General features: G+C 46.8%; 15 protein-coding genes. 7 read left to right on the top strand and 8 right to left on the bottom strand.

Going from position 1 to position 17,108, the window contains the following annotated elements:
• Nucleotides 1–113: 113 nt before the first annotated feature.
• The 3 genes from pabB (at nt 114) to CWE13_RS00065 (ending at nt 3,677) form a co-directional block, all read left to right on the top strand.
• The gene (gene pabB / locus CWE13_RS00075) at nt 114–1,556 is read left to right on the top strand and encodes an aminodeoxychorismate synthase component I (RefSeq protein WP_241973621.1); all 1,443 of its coding nucleotides are present in this window, start codon (nt 114–116) and stop codon (nt 1,554–1,556) included.
• A 5-nt stretch (nt 1,557–1,561) separates the two neighbouring features.
• Nucleotides 1,562–2,170, top strand: a complete 609-nt coding sequence (locus tag CWE13_RS00070) for a CoA pyrophosphatase (RefSeq protein ID WP_126805317.1) — start codon at nt 1,562–1,564, stop codon at nt 2,168–2,170.
• 133 nt (nt 2,171–2,303) lie between these two features.
• On the top strand, nt 2,304–3,677 hold the full coding sequence (locus CWE13_RS00065; protein WP_126805316.1) for an L-serine ammonia-lyase: 1,374 nt from the start codon (nt 2,304–2,306) through the stop codon (nt 3,675–3,677).
• A 102-nt stretch (nt 3,678–3,779) separates the two neighbouring features.
• Here CWE13_RS00065 and cysB read toward each other — a convergent pair whose 3' ends face one another.
• Entirely contained in the window at nt 3,780–4,754 is a 975-nt protein-coding gene (gene cysB / locus CWE13_RS00060) for an HTH-type transcriptional regulator CysB (protein ID WP_126805315.1), read from the bottom strand.
• Between the two features lie 140 nt (nt 4,755–4,894).
• On the opposite strand from cysB, the gene yciH reads away from it, so the two are divergent.
• On the top strand, nt 4,895–5,221 hold the full coding sequence (gene yciH, locus CWE13_RS00055) for a stress response translation initiation inhibitor YciH (protein WP_126805314.1): 327 nt from the start codon (nt 4,895–4,897) through the stop codon (nt 5,219–5,221).
• 16 nt (nt 5,222–5,237) lie between these two features.
• Here yciH and CWE13_RS00050 read toward each other — a convergent pair whose 3' ends face one another.
• From CWE13_RS00050 to CWE13_RS00035, 4 genes are all read right to left on the bottom strand, one after another.
• Entirely contained in the window at nt 5,238–6,878 is a 1,641-nt protein-coding gene (locus tag CWE13_RS00050; protein WP_126805313.1) for a fused response regulator/phosphatase, read from the bottom strand.
• Nucleotides 6,879–6,884: 6 nt separating this feature from the next.
• Nucleotides 6,885–7,190, bottom strand: a complete 306-nt coding sequence (locus tag CWE13_RS00045) for an STAS domain-containing protein (RefSeq protein WP_126805312.1) — start codon at nt 7,188–7,190, stop codon at nt 6,885–6,887.
• A 154-nt stretch (nt 7,191–7,344) separates the two neighbouring features.
• Nucleotides 7,345–8,640, bottom strand: coding sequence for an amidohydrolase family protein (locus CWE13_RS00040; RefSeq protein WP_126805311.1), 1,296 nt, complete (start codon nt 8,638–8,640; stop codon nt 7,345–7,347).
• Complete coding sequence (locus tag CWE13_RS00035) at nt 8,640–11,771, bottom strand: amidohydrolase family protein (protein ID WP_126805310.1); 3,132 nt, start codon at nt 11,769–11,771, stop codon at nt 8,640–8,642. Before CWE13_RS00035 ends, CWE13_RS00040 begins: the two co-directional genes overlap by 1 nt.
• 302 nt (nt 11,772–12,073) lie before the next feature.
• Between CWE13_RS00035 and CWE13_RS00030 the strand changes: the two genes are divergently transcribed.
• From CWE13_RS00030 to CWE13_RS00020, 3 genes are all read left to right on the top strand, one after another.
• Complete coding sequence (locus CWE13_RS00030) at nt 12,074–12,553, top strand: c-type cytochrome (RefSeq protein WP_157980910.1); 480 nt, start codon at nt 12,074–12,076, stop codon at nt 12,551–12,553.
• Between the two features lie 18 nt (nt 12,554–12,571).
• Nucleotides 12,572–13,237: a cytochrome b/b6 domain-containing protein gene (locus CWE13_RS00025; protein ID WP_126805308.1), complete on the top strand. Its 666-nt coding sequence runs from the start codon at nt 12,572–12,574 to the stop codon at nt 13,235–13,237.
• Between the two features lie 78 nt (nt 13,238–13,315).
• A complete protein-coding gene (locus tag CWE13_RS00020) occupies nt 13,316–13,681 on the top strand; it encodes a response regulator (protein ID WP_126805307.1) in 366 nt (121 codons plus the stop codon).
• Nucleotides 13,682–13,762: 81 nt separating this feature from the next.
• On the opposite strand, the gene tyrA is transcribed toward CWE13_RS00020, so the two are convergent.
• The 3 genes from tyrA to CWE13_RS12535 form a co-directional block, all read right to left on the bottom strand.
• Nucleotides 13,763–14,884, bottom strand: a complete 1,122-nt coding sequence (gene tyrA / locus CWE13_RS00015; protein WP_126805306.1) for a bifunctional chorismate mutase/prephenate dehydrogenase — start codon at nt 14,882–14,884, stop codon at nt 13,763–13,765.
• Between the two features lie 353 nt (nt 14,885–15,237).
• Nucleotides 15,238–15,876 carry a hypothetical protein gene (locus CWE13_RS00010; protein WP_126805305.1) on the bottom strand — a complete coding sequence of 213 codons (639 nt, stop codon included), beginning with the start codon at nt 15,874–15,876 and terminating at the stop codon, nt 15,238–15,240.
• Between the two features lie 70 nt (nt 15,877–15,946).
• A complete protein-coding gene (locus CWE13_RS12535; protein WP_198677865.1) occupies nt 15,947–16,363 on the bottom strand; it encodes a hypothetical protein in 417 nt (138 codons plus the stop codon).
• Nucleotides 16,364–17,108 lie beyond the last annotated feature (745 nt).

The following is a 17,108-nucleotide window of genomic DNA, read 5'->3' as shown; positions in this document are numbered from 1 at the left end:
TTATGATACTCTGTTATGCTCAGCGCTGCCAGTTTCTAGCGTACGTAGATGACGCTTGGGTTGGGTGTTTTTTCAGCATTCGTAAGGTTTTAGGAGATATCGAGTTGGCCGTTTTGCTTCCGCATCTATCAGCTACCGCTTTAGATTATAAAAAGTGGCATGATACCTGTGCAATTTTTGCGCCCTTCGCCCACGAGCCATGGGCTATGTTACTCGATTCAGCCGCAGCTAAGCACCCCGATAGCCGCTACGACATTCTCTTGCGCCAGCCTGTGAAAACCTTTGTTGGCGAAGAGCAAACGCACGGTCAACCCTTTGCAGAGCTGGAAAAGTGGTTAGCACAAAACCCTGCACCCACCTTGCCCAAAGAATTTAGCGATTTGCCATTTCAAGGTGGTATTGCCGGGTTATTTGGCTACGATCTCGGCCGCACACTAGAAGCTATTCCGGAAATTGCCAAGGCCGATATCGCTATTCCCGATATCGCGGTTGGCCTATATGTTAACGCGCTGATAATCGACCACAAACGCCAACAGGTTGTTGCCATACACCCGACGAATACAAAAATAACGCCGGCAGAATATTGGGCAGCCCCCGCGGCCGCAAACGATCAACAATCGAACGAGAACTTCACGCTTACCACACCATGGCAAAGTAATATGAGTGCGGCCGAATACACGCAGCGCATTACCCGTATTCACGAGTATTTACGTGCCGGTGATTGCTACCAAATTAATCTTGCTCAGCGTTTTGCAGCCGAATTTATCGGTGATCCTTGGCAAGCCTATATTGCTTTACGCGAAGCGAATCAAGCTCCGTTTTCTGCTTGGTTAAATGTTCCCGGTGGTATAGTGCTCAGCCTTTCCCCCGAGCGTTTCTTGCAAACCGCTAGCAATGGCATGGTAGAAACGCGCCCAATCAAAGGCACGCGCCCACGCTCTCAAGATATTCAGAAAGATAAATCGGCCGCTGATGCTTTGCTGATGTCGGCGAAAGATCAGGCTGAGAACCTAATGATAGTGGATTTGCTACGAAATGATTTAAGCCGTGTTTGCGCCGCTGGTAGCGTTTCGGTACCAGAATTGTTCAAAATTGAAAGTTTTAATGCTGTGCATCATTTAGTGAGTACCGTACGTGGAAAGCTGGCACCCACACAAACACCACTATCACTTTTAGCCGCGGCTTTTCCCGGCGGGTCAATTACCGGCGCTCCAAAAATTCGGGCAATGCAAATTATTGAAGAATTAGAGCCGCATCGGCGTTCAGTGTACTGCGGTTCTATTGGATATTTCAGTTTCCATGGGCATAGCGATACCAGCATTACCATTCGCACGCTCTGTTGCACAACGAGCAATGCCACCAAGCACATGTACTGCTGGGCTGGCGGCGGCATTGTAATGGATTCCAATGCTGATGCTGAATATCAAGAAACTTTCGATAAGGTGGCGCAGATTTTGCCGGTATTAAGCGCTCTCGGGGGTGAAAACAGATTATCCGCGCAAACAGCTCGAATAGATGCGAGTGAGCCCAACGCAAAAACGCGGCAGGAACACTGAGCGCTATGAATCGACAACAATTTCTCCAACAGTTTCTTTTGCACCCGCAACCAAGCATCGAGTGGCCAAGCATTGATTTGCATCAATCAGCGGTATTTGTTGCTTTGCAAGAACGCCCGTACGGCTTAGATCTTATTCTTACGCGCCGTTCAGAAAACCTGCGTAATCATGCGCATCAAATTTGTTTTCCCGGTGGCCGCCAAGATCTTAGCGATACTTCCCTATTGCACACAGCATTGCGGGAAGTTGAAGAAGAACTAGGGGTTTCGCCGCAGCAAATCGAAATATTGGGTAAACTTCCGTGCCAACCAGTGTTAACACGATTTATGATTCATCCGTATATCGGCTTCATTGATGCCAACGCAACATTCCGCCCCGATCCGCGCGAGGTATCTGAAGTTGTAAGGATGCCGTTACAGCGTATGATTGACCATCGCGTGCATTACACCAAGCGATTTAAGAGTAAGCAAATTAAACAATTACCCTATCATGAGTTAGTATTTATACCTGTTGATGGGCAGCTCGTTTGGGGGGCTACAGCGGCAATTATTCGCCGCCTTGCGGATCAATTACACCCGGAAAATAAGCACCTTTACTTGCCTTTCCATGGATAATCACCGATACCATTAGCTGATACCCATAACAATAGTATGGTAGCCGATTGCCCGACCAGTCGGCTGGGGCTTGCGAAATAACGAATTTATCCCCACACTACGCACATTCTGATGAATTGGAGTACTTAAAACTATGATTAGCGTGTTCGACATCTATAAAGTTGGCATTGGCCCTTCTAGCTCACACACTGTGGGCCCTATGCGGGCTGCGCGCGAATTCTTGCTGCAAGTACAAGAAAAATACGGTTTCGATAACGTAACGGGTATTGAAGTAGAACTATTCGGCTCGCTCGGTCAAACTGGCAAAGGCCATGGCACCGGGAAAGCGGTAATACTTGGGTTAGTAGGTGAATCACCGGAGAAAGTTGATACCTCGAAAGTGGATGATTTTCTCGCGGAAGTTGATAAAAGCCAGAAGATAAAGCTACTCGGTGAGCACGAAGTACCGTTCCCGCGCCAAGGCGCAATTGTGTTTCATCGCCGGAAAACCATGCCAAAACACGCCAACGCTATGGAACTGCGAGTGCTAAATGGCTCTGAAGTATTATTTAAAGATCTTTATTATTCGATCGGTGGCGGTTTTATTGTGCGCGATGCAGATTTTGATGAAAGCCTGGAAGAGGCCATTGAGCAGAGCAGCAAGCCTATCCCTTACCCATTTAATAGTGCGGCAGAACTATTGCAGCAGTGTAAAGATCACGGGTTGCGCATTAGCTCATTAATGATGCAAAACGAAATGGTTTTCCGCAGCAAAAAAGAAATTTGTGATGGTTTGGTGCATATTTGGCAAGTAATGGATGAATGCATTAATAACGGTAAATCTACCGAAGGTATTCTCCCAGGTGGCTTAAAAGTTCGCCGCCGCGCGCCAATTTTATATCAAACGTTGAAAACCGAAAAATCCGCCGACCCAATGCAAGCCATGGATTGGGTGAGCTTGTTCGCCCTCGCGGTGAATGAGGAAAATGCAGCCGGCGGCCGCGTAGTAACGGCGCCTACGAATGGCGCTGCCGGTATTATTCCTGCGGTAATGAAGTATGCCGATAAGTTCATTCAACCACTTGATGAAGATGCAATTACGCGATTTTTACTCACTTCAGCCGCTATTGGTATTTTGTATAAAAAGAATGCCTCTATTTCGGGCGCTGAAGTTGGTTGCCAAGGTGAAGTTGGCGTGGCATGTTCAATGGCTGCCGGAGCTCTAGCAGAACTAATGGGCGGTGATATCATTAAGGTAGAAAACGCCGCTGAAATAGGCATGGAACATAACCTAGGGCTCACTTGCGACCCTGTAGGTGGCCTTGTACAGGTGCCATGTATTGAACGGAATGCTATGGGTGCTGTGAAAGCGATTAACGCCGCTCGCCTAGCGATGCGTGGCAGTGGCGATCACAAGGTATCTCTGGATAAAGTAATTAAAACCATGTGGGATACCGGGAACGATATGAAGAGCAAATACAAAGAAACAGCGCGCGGTGGCTTAGCGGTTAATATTATTGAATGCTAGTAGCTGCTGAGTAGTTTCGAAGTTAATTACGTTCTCGGCGTAACATTTTCAACGTAAAAAAACCCAGTAAAAAACTGGGTTTTTTTATGCCTTAGATCCCTATCAATATGTGGGTAAATCAATATTTTTAAACATATTTTCGATAGCTGCATGATCGCGCAATTGAATGGCTTCATCGATCACTGAACGCGTGAGGTGAGGTGCAAAGCGCTCAATAAAATCATACATATAGCCCCGAATAAACACACCCTTGCGAAATCCTATTTTGGTTGTGCTCGGCGCAAAGAGATGGTCAGCTGGGATTGCAACTAAATCACTATCTTTTTCGGTTTCGTAAGCCATGGTTGCAATAACACCAATACCCAAACCCATACGCACGTACGTTTTAATGACATCGGCATCGGTGGCGGTAAACACAATTTTTGGTGTTAGCCCAGCCTCACTAAACGCTTGATCTAAACGCGAGCGGCCAGTAAAGCCATGCACGTATGTTACAAGCGGGAATTCAGCAATATCTTGAATGCTCACATTCGATTTACTCGCTAACGGGTGATTCTGCGGCACCAGCACCGAGCGATTCCAGCGATAACACGGCAGCATGATCAAATCTTGGTACAAATGCAGCGCCTCGGTGGCTATCGCGAAATCAGCTTTGCCTTTCGCCGCAAACTCGCTAATTTGCTCTGGCGAACCTTGATGCATGTGTAACGAAACCGCTGGATATTTATCGATAAAACCTTGGATGATTTTCGGAAGCGCATAACGCGCTTGCGTGTGGGTAGTGGCAATATTTAGCGTTCCCTGATCGGGACGGTTATATTGCGCTGCTGCAGATTTGATACCTTCAACCCGTGAAAGTACTTCACGAGCGATTTGAATTACCTCTTCACCCACGGCTGTTACGTGCGTAAGATGCTTACCGCTGCGGCCAAAAATCTGCACACCTAATTCATCTTCCAGCATTCGCACTTGCTTACTAATGCCGGGTTGCGATGTGTACAGGGCCTCTGCTGTAGCAGATACGTTCAAGTTATTATTGAGTACTTCAACGATATAACGGAGTTGCTGTAGTTTCATAGTTGTGTCTTTGAGTTTGGCTAGGCTTATATTCTATAATGGACTAAGATTGTCAGTATCTATGCCATGTGTCAAACATCAGCTGACCTTGTCTTAGGTTTTATTGTTGCACATCAAAAATTCGCTTGCGTGGAGTTTATATGCGAGATCAACTTTCACGGCTTGTTTACAGCACAGATCAAGGCCGTATTGAAGAACCGAAACCAGAAGAAACGGTACCAGAAACCGATGGTATCGTGCGTATTCGCCGAGAAACGAAAGGCCGAAAAGGCAAAGGTGTTACCATTATCGAGGGCTTAGGGCTGCCGGAAAAAGCACTGAAGCCTATCGCGAAAGCGTTGAAAACGCGCTGCAGTGTAGGCGGAAGCGTAAAAGATTTTACAATAGAAATTCAAGGCGACCAACGTGAGGCATGTATGCAATACCTACAGCAACAAGGTTACAAAGTTAAACTCAGCGGAGGGTAGCTTAGCTTCGGTACGCTTACCGTATGGGAAACGTAAATTCTACGCAGCGGCCGCCATCACTCCATACTAAATCGCGGGTAAGCTCCTTCATTAGCATTAGGCCACGGCCAAAGGAGTATTCCCCTGCTTCGGTATTTTCCGCGGTAAAGCCTTTTCCTGAATCACATATTTTTACGTAAATACATGCATCTTTGGGAATGTAATTTAGAATTAATTCAACAAAGCCATGTTGCAGCCGAACCAAGCGCCGGCTGCGCTCAATATAATAATTCTCGAAGCCATCCAACGAGCTTTTAGCCGAAGAGGCTAAACGCAAGAGGCCGTGATCAACAGCATTATTGTAAGCTTCAGCCAGCACAGTATACAGTGGCGCTTTAAATTCTTTGAAACCTTCAATCTGCGATAATCCACGCAGAATGGTACTTACCGGGTCAACGCCTCGAATTTCTTCTGGCCCAAGCCGAACTGATAAACAAAACGGCATCTTAGAGCGTTCATCATCTTGTTCTTTGCTACTCAACCCTGTCGGTAAACAGTGCAACAACACCATGGATAAGTCATCATCAATGCCGTCTTTTTCGATGCGATCCTGTATTGCGTCTGCCAACTCGCTCAACTGCCAACGGCACTGCCTGCCAATACGTTTAAAGCGCTCATAGCCGAGCGGACGGCCACTTTGCACACCCACTTCTATTGCGCCATCAGAATACAGCAGCAGGCGATCTCGCGGCGCTGCACGGGTAATCGTAATACCACTCTCAAATTCAAGATCAGATAGTATGCCTAGCGGCATGTGTTGAGGCTGCAAGTATTCTTTTATTTCATGATTTTCAGCAATAAGCATCGCTGGCGGCATACCACCACTCCACCAACTAATACGCTCTCCCGATGCAGATAGTTCCAAAATAGTTGCACAGCAAAACATACTTTCCGGTAAAAGTTGGTTCAACTGGCGATTGATTTCAGCTGCAATTTGCCCTACTGGTGAACCTAGTTCAGCCATTGCAAAAAAAGTCTGTGAGGCTGGAAGTGTCCCTATCGCCGCTGGCAAACCGTGGCCGGTAAAATCACCGAGCAACAGATACAAGTTACCCAAAGGCCCGCGCGCCAATAAATACAAATCACCGTTAAAAATAGTATGCGGGAGCAGATAGGTTTCAATCTGGTTGTAGTTTTGCAAACTTCGGTTCAGCGCATTCGAGAACATATTTTGCACAATTCGATGCTCTTGCTGCATGTGTTCGCTATGCCAAGCGAGGCTTCGGTTTTGCTCAGCAACCGATCGGCTAAGTTCTCGCGTGCGGATGTGGGCCCGCATTTTTGCTTGGAAAACAATAGAATCAAAAGGCTTGGTTAAGAAATCATCACCACCTACCTGCAAGTATTCTGTGAGTAATTTGCTTTCGCTAGCACTTGCTAGAAACACCACTGGTAAATAAATTGCTCCGGCAAGCGCTTTCATTTTTGCTACCAGGACATCCATGGCGATATCCTCGATAGCTATATCCAACAACACCACATCGGGCGAAAAGTTGGCATACGCGCTTAGTGCACCTTTACCACAAGAAGCACTTTGCGATGTATAACCAAAGCTTTGAACTATCGTTGTTAGTTCCTGTTGGTTACGCGCACTACTATCGACAATCAGAACACGCACGTTAGGCTAATCAATAATAAAAAGTTTATCGAAGCGAGAAATATCAAGAATTTGCCGAATCTCCGGGCGGCAGTTAATTAAGTGAATATTCCGGCTTCCTGCTCCCAGTGATTTGCGCATATTTAACAACATACCGAGCGCTGAGCTATCAATATAATCGGTTTCTCTTAGCTCGATGACTACCGTAGTTACGCGGTCGCTTAAACCATCGTAAGATTGACGGAATTCCTGTACTAATCCGAAATCAAACTTGCCTTTAATATGGATAATGAAATGTTTGCCATCGTTGGCGTATTCGGTTTGCAAACCCATGGTCGTGCTCCTGTTGTTCATGCTCACTTCGCTAGGTTAGCACAGCCGCTGTAAAAACAAATAGAAACAAAAAAAGTGCCAACTTTCATTGGCACTTTTTTTCATCTTTCTTTTCATCTTAATGCTTCAGCGCGAGCATCGCCTCAAGCTAGCATTACTCGGTTTCGATACGCTGCTGATATTTCTCGTACAGCTGCTTTTGCTTGTTGGTAAGATTGATTTCGCGGCCATCGATAAACATGAAGTTTATATCCTGCCCCAATTGATCCAACGCATCGCCAGCCGACACAACTAACGTAGCTTGTTTGCCTACTTCAATAGTACCTAAGCGATCTTCAACACCCATTATTTTTGCTGGTGCATAAGTAATCGAAGCTACTGCTTGATCATAATCTAAACCAAAAGCAACGGCATGGCCGGCAGCAAACGCTAAGTTCCGCACATCCCAAAAGCCCGGATAGGCGATTGCGAACTCTACCCCTGCTTCCGCCAACCGGGCTGGCGTAGTAAACGCGGTGTCATAAGCGTCGTCAACACGCGCCGGTAAGCCATAAACAGAGCCAAACACTACCGGAATATCGGCAGCAGCAAGCTGATCAGCGACCATCCAAGAATCGCGGCCACCCATAATAACCAAATCAAAACCATGGCGTTCATTGAATGCTAACACCTGTTCAATCTGGCGGCGGTCATCTGCATGCACAAAAAGCTTCTTCTCGTTGTTGAACAAACCACGCATGGCTTCCCAACGACGATCGATACGGTTTTGCACACCACTCTCGCGAGCCGCGTTATAAACCTTCGCAGTTTCCATGATTTCGGTAATCTCATCACGGGCTTCTGCCTGCGCTTTTTGTTGCTCTGCCGCTGAGCGACGCTCCCACCATGCGTTATTTAAGCCCGCTCGTGGCCAGGTAAGATGAATCCCTAAATCACCAGCTTCCAAGCCATCTTGCCAATTCCAACTATCTAATTTCAATAAACTAGATTGGCCACGCACTAGCGAACCTTGCGGTACGATTTGCGCGTGCGTTATTCCAGTGTAAAGAACCGTTGGTGTTACATTGGAATCAGCATTGTAAGCATGATGCGCCTGAACTTCCGGGGTAAAGTTCCCTACCTCGTTGGTATCTACTGTAGCGCGAACCGCACCCATCTCTACCAATCCAAGTGTGGTATCCAATGCAATGAAACCTGGATACACGTGTTGGCCGGTAATATCCAACACCCGCGCACCCTCTGGTGCGCTCAAATTGGTACCAATTTCGATAATCTTGCCATCGGCAAAAATAATATCGGCCCGTTCAATCACACCACTGCTTACTGTATGAACCGTGCCGCCTTGCAACAACACCGGTTGCGTTTGTTTACTTGCAGGCACTACGTTATTTGCAAGCGCGCTGCCTGTCATGGCTAAACCCAATGCTAGCGATAGAATTAATTTTTTCATTATTGTGCGCCTCCAAGCTCGTGGCTGTGGCTATGACCATGATGATGATCACCGAACCAATCTAACCATACATCATGATTATCTTCGCAATGCCACGTAGGCTGTTGCTGGCGATATCCGTTCCGTGCTCCGCGGTATGCTTCTGGACCGGCTCCTAAAACTTTTTGAATCAACGCTTGGCGCTCTGAATCAACCGCTTCACGGGCCGCTAAATCAGCTTCACGATCAAAGTACTTACGCCCTTCGATCCACGTTTCTTGAACTTGCGCATAAGCCGATAGCGGATGCGCGTTCCAAATAACCAAATCAGCATGTTTACCGACGGTAATGCTACCTACGTATTCATCAATTTCTAACTGCATTGCTGGATACAAGGTAATCATTTTCAGTGCATCACTCTCGCTCATACCGCAATAGCGAACTGATTTCGCTGCTTCTGTATTTAAACGGCGTTGCAGATCGTTACTATCCGAGTTGATACTGGTAAGTACACCCTGCTCCATCATTAAACACATGTTGTGTGGAATCGCATCGAACGCTTCGATTTTAAATGCCCACCAATCGGCAAAGCTTGAAGCACGAGCACCATGTTCAGCAATCTCTTTCGCAACTTTGTACCCTTCTAAAATATGGGTAAAGGTGTGAATTTTAAAACCTTGTTGCTCAACAACATCCATCAGTGCCAACACTTCAGATGCAACATACGAATGCACGTGGGTGTGGCGCTCGCTATTGATAACTTGCAACACCGATTCTAAACGATAATCAACACGAGGTGGTGCCGTACGGCGCTTTTCGGCACGGCTCAGGTTTTCGTAATCAGCTTTCGCTTGCTCATATTCACGGGCTTGCTGGAACACATCTTGCATAATCTGCGCAACACCCATCCGCGTTTGTGGATAGCGAATTGTGTTCGCTCCACCCCAGTTGCTTTGCTTCACGTTTTCACCAAGCGCGAACTTAATCGTTGGCGGTGTTTCGCGGAATTTTAAGCCTTCTGAGTTTTCACCCCAACGCAGCTTAATGGTTTGCCCTTGGCCGCCAATTGGGTTGGCAGAGCCGTGTAGCAAGTGAGCCACAGTAGCGCCACCCGCAAGTGAGCGGTAGATATGAATATCATCAGGATTCACAACATCACCAATGCGTACTTCAGCCGTGATAGCTTCAGTACCTTCATTCACACCTTGAGAAATCGCAATGTGTGAATGTTCATCAATGATACCAGGAGTAATGTGCATACCTGATGCATCAATTACGGTGTAGCCACGTGGCGTTGATAACTCACGGCCAACGCGGTGAATTAAACCGTTGCGAACAATAATATCCGCGTTTTCCAGTACACCTTGATCATCCGCAGTCCAAACCGTGGCATTGCGAATGTGCAAGTTCTGTTGTTCGGGTTGGCTTGCCCGACCAAATGCCACATTCGGATAGGTAAGCTGACCAATCAACTCTTCCGCTGGCGTATCCGTACGAGCTGTTTCGCTTTCAGCTTCCGTTTCCTCAACTGCAGCCTGAGCCATCAGAGGATGAGTTTGGCCACTGGCATCTTGCACCGTACCTTGCAGGCTATTCAGCGAAGATTGTGATAACGCGAAACGGTATACACCAGGCATTCCTAAATCATTCAAGTTGGCGCTGAAGCGTAATTGTTCATCTGCTTGATTTAGGTTAGCCACGCGAACGCTAGCATCACCGGCACTCAAATCTGCCTGCATGCGGCCATTACCCGATACTTTCAGGGTGAATTCTGTGCCTAAGGCCTGTAGCTGCCATTCACCTGCAAAATCAACAGGATGCATTGATTTCAGCTTCGTTTCTTTACCTTGCAACCAAACAGAAACAATTTCACCATCGGCAAACAAATCACCACGGCTCACAACGATATCACCGCGGTATCCCGCAGCTAATTTACCGCTTTGGTTTGCAACGCCTGCGATGCTGGCAGGGATAGTTGTTAACGCCGCTAATGCTTGTTCATCGCTAAGCCCGCGCGCTACTGCTTTTCGAATATTCGGCCAAAAATCAGCTTTTTTATCCATGCCATGCAATGTAAACGCAAACTCAATACCCGCTTCTGCTAACGCCGCAGGGTTGCTTGGCGCACGTTCCCAATGGCGTAAATCAGCGAGTGATACATCAAGCTCGGCATATTGCTCACCCAACTCTGGTGCCGCTGGGAAATTAAGCGGTAAAATTAAGCGTGCACTAGTAGCCTTAATATCATTTAGGCGGGCATATTCAAAACCAGAACCCACATAGGTAACCGGAACTTCAAAACCATTTAACACTCGGTGTGCGCGCAACAAGCTTTGCTCATCGTCAGCCTGAAACACCAAACCTTGCTCATTGAGCCCTTTGAGTGCTTCAAGCGCTGCATTAAATTCTACTTGACCATTGCTGGCTTGAAGGCCGGCTGCCTCAGCATACCAGCGGCTATCCGATAGTGTTTGCCGAACCAACGCAATACTTCCCATTAATGATGCCGGGTATTGCTGCGTTGAACTGCCTTTATTAAAGGAGCCAAAATGTTGAGCATTGGCCTGATAAATTGCATTGTTCGCTATGGTATCAGCCAGCGAAACCGTGGTGGCTCGGCCGCGAAAAATGCCATCTAACCGCGCACTCTGTACGGTAGTGAAACCTTGTGCAACATAGCTTTTTGCTTGATCCGCATTCGGTTGAAAAGTATCTACCCAAGTACGTTCCGCGTGAATTGCCGAGTTTGAGGCATTGCCGCCTTGGCGTTCATTACTATAAATCGGCGTTCCACTGCGCCCACGAGGTGCAGAACCTGCCGGCTGTTCAACGCCGTAATTGGAATAGGGATCCACAAAACCCGGATACAATGTGTACCCAGAAGCATCAATTACACGCGCACCGTTGGGAGCACGATTATTCCGCTCAATTGAACGAATAATTCCGTTTTCCATAACCAGAGTAGCATTCTCTAAACGCTTCCCAGGCTCAGTAACGAGTGTGGCATTGGTAAATGCGATGAGATTCGGGTTGTGCTGATATAACCCCTGAACCGGCGTAGTTTGATCCGCTACGCTTGTCCAGGTTAATCCAGCAGCAAGCAAACCCGACCCAACTAAAACGGCCGTTCGCTTGATTGGAAGTTGCTTCATGGGTATCCCCTGTTGTTTTTTATGTTGCCCACGCCAAAACAATTTGGCGCAATTTTGCTTGTTATTACTACTATTAAAACCTTTATCCTACAAAGGCACAATGCACCGCTAGATGAACCGCTATGTTAAGGAGATGAAAACAACATTTTATTGCCATAATAGATACTTAAACTAGATATCCTGGCTAGAAATGTTATTTTAATTAGTAGGTTTTTTAGTGCTTCATTGTCATACTGCATAATAAATAATATACGTTTGCAGCACATTTGATGCTTAACGTGAATACCTTAGGAGTAGTTACTATGCGCTTTACCTCAATATTAACCGTTGCCGCCACTGCGGCTATCACCATTACCGCACTACAATTCAGTGCGCCCGCGAAAGCCGATGCATTCGCCGAAGCAGAAGAAGCAGTTGAATATCGGCAAAAAGCATTTTCTCTAATACGTGAAAACTTTGGCCATATGGCTGGAATGGTGCGTGGTGAAATTGAATTTGATGCCGAGTCGTTTCAAAATCGTGCAGAAGCGTTAAAACACCTGAGCTACATTCCGTTTGATGGTTTCGCCGGTGCAGGCCATGGTGTTACCGAGAATAGCGAAGCATTACCTGGTATTTGGGAAAACTGGGATGATTTTAATGAGAAAGCAGATGCATTCAACAAAGCCGCTCACGAGCTTGCAAAAGCTTCTCAAGGCGCCGATCTACGCAGCCTGCGCCCAAGCTTCATGGCCACTGCCCGCACTTGCCAACAGTGCCACGATGAGTATCGCGCTGATTAATCAAGGAAACTAGCGGAAATGGTTATCAAACTCTGGGATGGGTTTATACGTGGCTTTCATTGGCTGCTAGTGGTTGTTCTCGCCGGGTTATGGTACACCGGCGGGAATCTTGATTATCTTGATCTCAACGGTACCGTTATCGAGTTTGTCGATCTTCATCATAAACTGGGCTTGGTGATGTTGGCTTTAATTATCACCCGTATTATATGGGGCGTTTTCGGCAGCCAACCAGCCCGATTTAGCCAATTTTTACGTGGTCCAAAAGCGGTTATTGCCTACTTAAAAAGCCCCTTCAGTAAAGAGCACCTCACCCACAATCCGGGCGGTGGCATTATTGTTGTGATCATGCTTGCACTGCTTCTTGCTCAAGCCGTTACGGGCTTATTTACCGACGACGCTATATTTTTTCGAGGACCGTTAGCGAACACCGTAAGCAACGAAATGGTGAGCACGCTTACTTCTTATCACAAACAAGCTTTCGATTTTATTTTGATCGTCATTGCCCTGCATATTGTGGCTATTTTTGTTTACTTGTTGATGCGGAAAAACTTAATCACGCCGATGATCACCGGTAAGAAAACCTTATCAACAACAACCGAAAAACCTCCACAACAACGACACGGCGGCTATGGATTTATTTTATTAGCGGTTAATTTATTCTGGATCTTCTGGTGGCTCGGCTAGCATTGACACTAGCCGCTCCATCGTGGCAACCTGAAAGCTGAGTTTCCAAATACATTCGTTATCAAAAAAAGAAATCTTATGAATACCATATTAATTGCTGATGATGATTTCATTAGTTTAGAAGTATTAAAAGCAATGTTAGCGAGTTATTCATTAGAAATAGTTTGCGCCAGCAACGGCAGCGATGCGTTAGCTTTAGCCAAAGAAAAGCAGCCGCAGTTAATCATTCTTGACTACGAAATGGATGATCTCACGGGTGCTGAGGTATGTATTGAACTACGCAAAGATTCAGCCTTCAGCAACACCCCCATTATCGCCCTTACCGGCCACCAAAGCTCAACGCACCTTGATCATTGCCGTGATGCCGGTATGGATGAAACACTACATAAACCCGTAGCGCCCGATGCATTAGCGCAACTGCTTAAAACGTATCAACTGGTTTAGTTTCACATTCTGTACTTGGCGCTTGTTTGCGTGCCTATTATCTCAACCCATAGCTCTTGGGAATAATAACGCTTGGAAATATTAACGCTTAGTATCGTCAGCATGCTGCAGCAAACTTACCGATTCTTTCAGGAATTGCCCAGCATGCGGGCCAAACCAGCGGGCAACACCGCGGAACTCACGAATAAAACCTTCGCGCCCTTCTGTTTCAATAACATCTAAGAGCTTTGTAAAACGCTGCAAGTAACGGCGAATCATTCGATGCTGATCTTGGTCATTCAAAATAATGTCAGCATAAAGCTCAGGATTTTGCGCGAACAAACGGCCTACCATTAATAGCTCTAAACGGTATATCGGCGAGCTTAAATTCAATAATTCATCTAAATCAATATCTTCATGTGCCAAATGATAGCCATACACAAAGGTAGATAAATGCCGCATTACCTGAATCACCGACATTGCCTTATCGTGCTGCTCGGCTGAAAGTTCATGAATGGTAGTACCCCAGATTTCAAACTGGCGCAGCAACCACTGTGCCGCCGTAGCATCGCGCCCAGGCGCCACCAAAATCGTTTGTTTCGCTAGTGTCGGAACCGAAGGGCCAAACATTGGATGCAAGCCGAGCACTGGCCCGGAATGCTTCACTAACATTGCCGCTAACGGCTCGCGCTTAACCGACGTTAAATCAGCAAGCACGCAATCACTAGGGAGCTCTGGCAAGGCTTCGATCACCTCGGTGGTGCGCGATACCGGCACCGAAATCAGCACCAGTGCTGCATACTCAACCGCACCTGCGAGTTCATCTAAATTATCTTTATCAATCACCACTACGGGATAATCGGAAAGCGCAAACCAACGCGCAAACAAGGAACCGAGCTGCCCTTTACCACCCACCACAACAATATTGCGCTGGCCATCGCCGGTGCGCCGAAAGCCCTGATGTTTCTGACGTTGATAGGATTCGCGCATTACCCGGCGCAATACATCCTCAATCACATCACCGCTCATACCTTGCGCTTCGGCCTCTTCGCGCCGCGCTGCAATCAGTGCAGCCTCACGCTCCGGCACATATAAAGGCTGCCCAAGATCATGTTTAACTTCACCGATCTGACGCGAAATCTCCATCCGCCGCGCCAACAACGCAACCAACTCCGAATCCGCCGCATCTATCTCTTCACGTAACCGCAGTAACCTACTATCCACACCACTTCTCCTCAGTATCCCCCGATACTACCGCGCGCCTATGCGGCAAGCAATATTCAAATGCTTCGGTGGAGAGCGCATACCCTTGCAGGGACGCCGCAAGTACATCCATGTAGGCTTGAGCTGCCGCATCCATGCGGCAGACACCCTGCCACGATATGCGCTCTCCACCTTCGCTTTGAATATTGTCCACGTGCGACGTTCACGGGATTCGTTGGCGCGGACATTTCGAGATGGCAAACCCTTACCACACTCACACCCTCCACCTTCGCTTTTGAATATTGGTTTTTATACTGCGGCCACAAAAAAAGCCCCGAAAGGCTTTTCTATTCATGAGTTTCGTATTAATAAAATCAATGATACGAATTCCACTGCTGCACGTCTGTGGCGGTAAAAGTAAATCGATAAATAACCCGATGGCCATCGTATTCAATAGGTAATTCTAAAACCATGCTGCGGCCCACGCCATCATCAATAAACCCCTGCCCTTGCTCCACGCGTTTAGTACCAAATACGTAAGGTGAATCAAAAAAAGGACTATAATCTAGAGAAACGCTAACTCGGCCGCTTGAGGCCTGTAACATGGTAGGAACTGGCTGAACTGGAATATCGCTATTGACAGATCTCTGTCTATCAACGCTTAAATGATACACCGTTATTGATTGTAATTTTTTCGCTGTAACACCTAAACGGGCCTCATCCCAGCGAAATACGACATTTTCGGCATCTGTACTTACAATATTAAAATCTAATCCTCGTAAATATATTCCCACCCACATATTAATATACATATCTTGGTAACCCGGATAATCAAATGGCCACGCTGATGAAGTTGGCTGCCAGAAGTAACTTCCCGGCGTCTCTGCAATATCGCTTTCCACTTCCATGACTACTTTGTGCTGTGTCATCACTGTACGCATAGATTCACAGCCAGTAAGAACCAACAGCAAACAAGCCGTGAGCAACAGACGATAATAAAGCGGCTTACACATTATCAAACCCCAAAATCATAAAATAAAAAGCAGTTTATATTCTGCAAACAAAATCCCTAGGCCACATCAATTAATGATATGAATTCCACTGCTGCACGTCTGTGGCGGTAAAAGTAAATCGATAGATGACCCGATGGCCATCATATTCAATAGGTAATTCTAAAACCATGCTGCGGCCCACGCCATCATCAATAAACCCCTGCCCTTGTTGTAACGGCTGGGTGCCGAAAGCATAGGGGCTATCAAAGATAAGTTGGTAATCTGGATATATCCCTACCTGTTCCTCAACGGCAGTTAATACACTCGCAACTGGTTTCACAGAGATATCTTTTTCTTCCCCATGCTTTCTATATCTTCGTATTATTTTAAACGGCTGCAGAGCATTCTCACTTTCACCATAACGGGCTTCATCCCAACGCAGTAATGTGTCAGTGGAGTCTTTGCTTTCAAGTCGGAAGTTTAAAGCCCATAAGGTGGTACTAATCACTATGCGAATATCACTATCCTCATAACCGGGATGTTCGAAAGGAAACGCTGGCGACGAAGGTACAAAAAAATATCTTCCTTCAGAGGATGGGATGCTTTCACTACCATCTCCACTTTATGCTGTGTCATCACCGTACGCATCGATTCGCAGCCAGTAAGAACCAACAACAAACAAGCTATGGGCAGCAACCGCTTAGCTATTCGGCCAATTGAAAATAGATTCTGCATCTGTCATTTCCCTATGCCATAAAACAATAACTTCGTATGAATTTTAACCATACCTGAATTTTAGGAGAGACGTTAATACTAATAACTACTTAACAAGCGCTTTGCTGAGCTCTAGGGGAGCGCATATGAAGCTTCAGAATGGCGTGAATCATAGCGCCACGTGGATGTACTTGAGCGATTCGGTGGTGTAAGCCCTCACAGCACGGAAGGCATCTCGTGTGGAGCTTCAGGGACTGAACGTGAGGGGCGCGAGTGGTGTGAGGGCTTGCCACTTCGAAATGTCCGCGCCAAGGATGGCGCGGATCATAGCGTCACATGGATGTGCTCGAGCGATTCGAGGTGGCAAGCCCTCACACTACGGAAGTCCCTCACGTTCAGTCCCGATAATAGAATCGAGTAGGAGGAGGCCTCACGGCCTCCGTCCTCTCACACCACCGGGCATACGGTTCCGTACCACGGCGGTTCATAGGTTACATTTGAGCCGATGGTAACTGTCCATCAGCGATATCAATCCCAGT

The sequence above is a fragment of the Aliidiomarina shirensis genome (genome assembly GCF_003987345.1).
Classification (GTDB): Bacteria; Pseudomonadota; Gammaproteobacteria; order Enterobacterales; family Alteromonadaceae; genus Aliidiomarina; species Aliidiomarina shirensis.
Note: the sequence above shows the minus strand (reverse complement) of the source record. Positions and strands in the feature narration are given on the sequence as shown.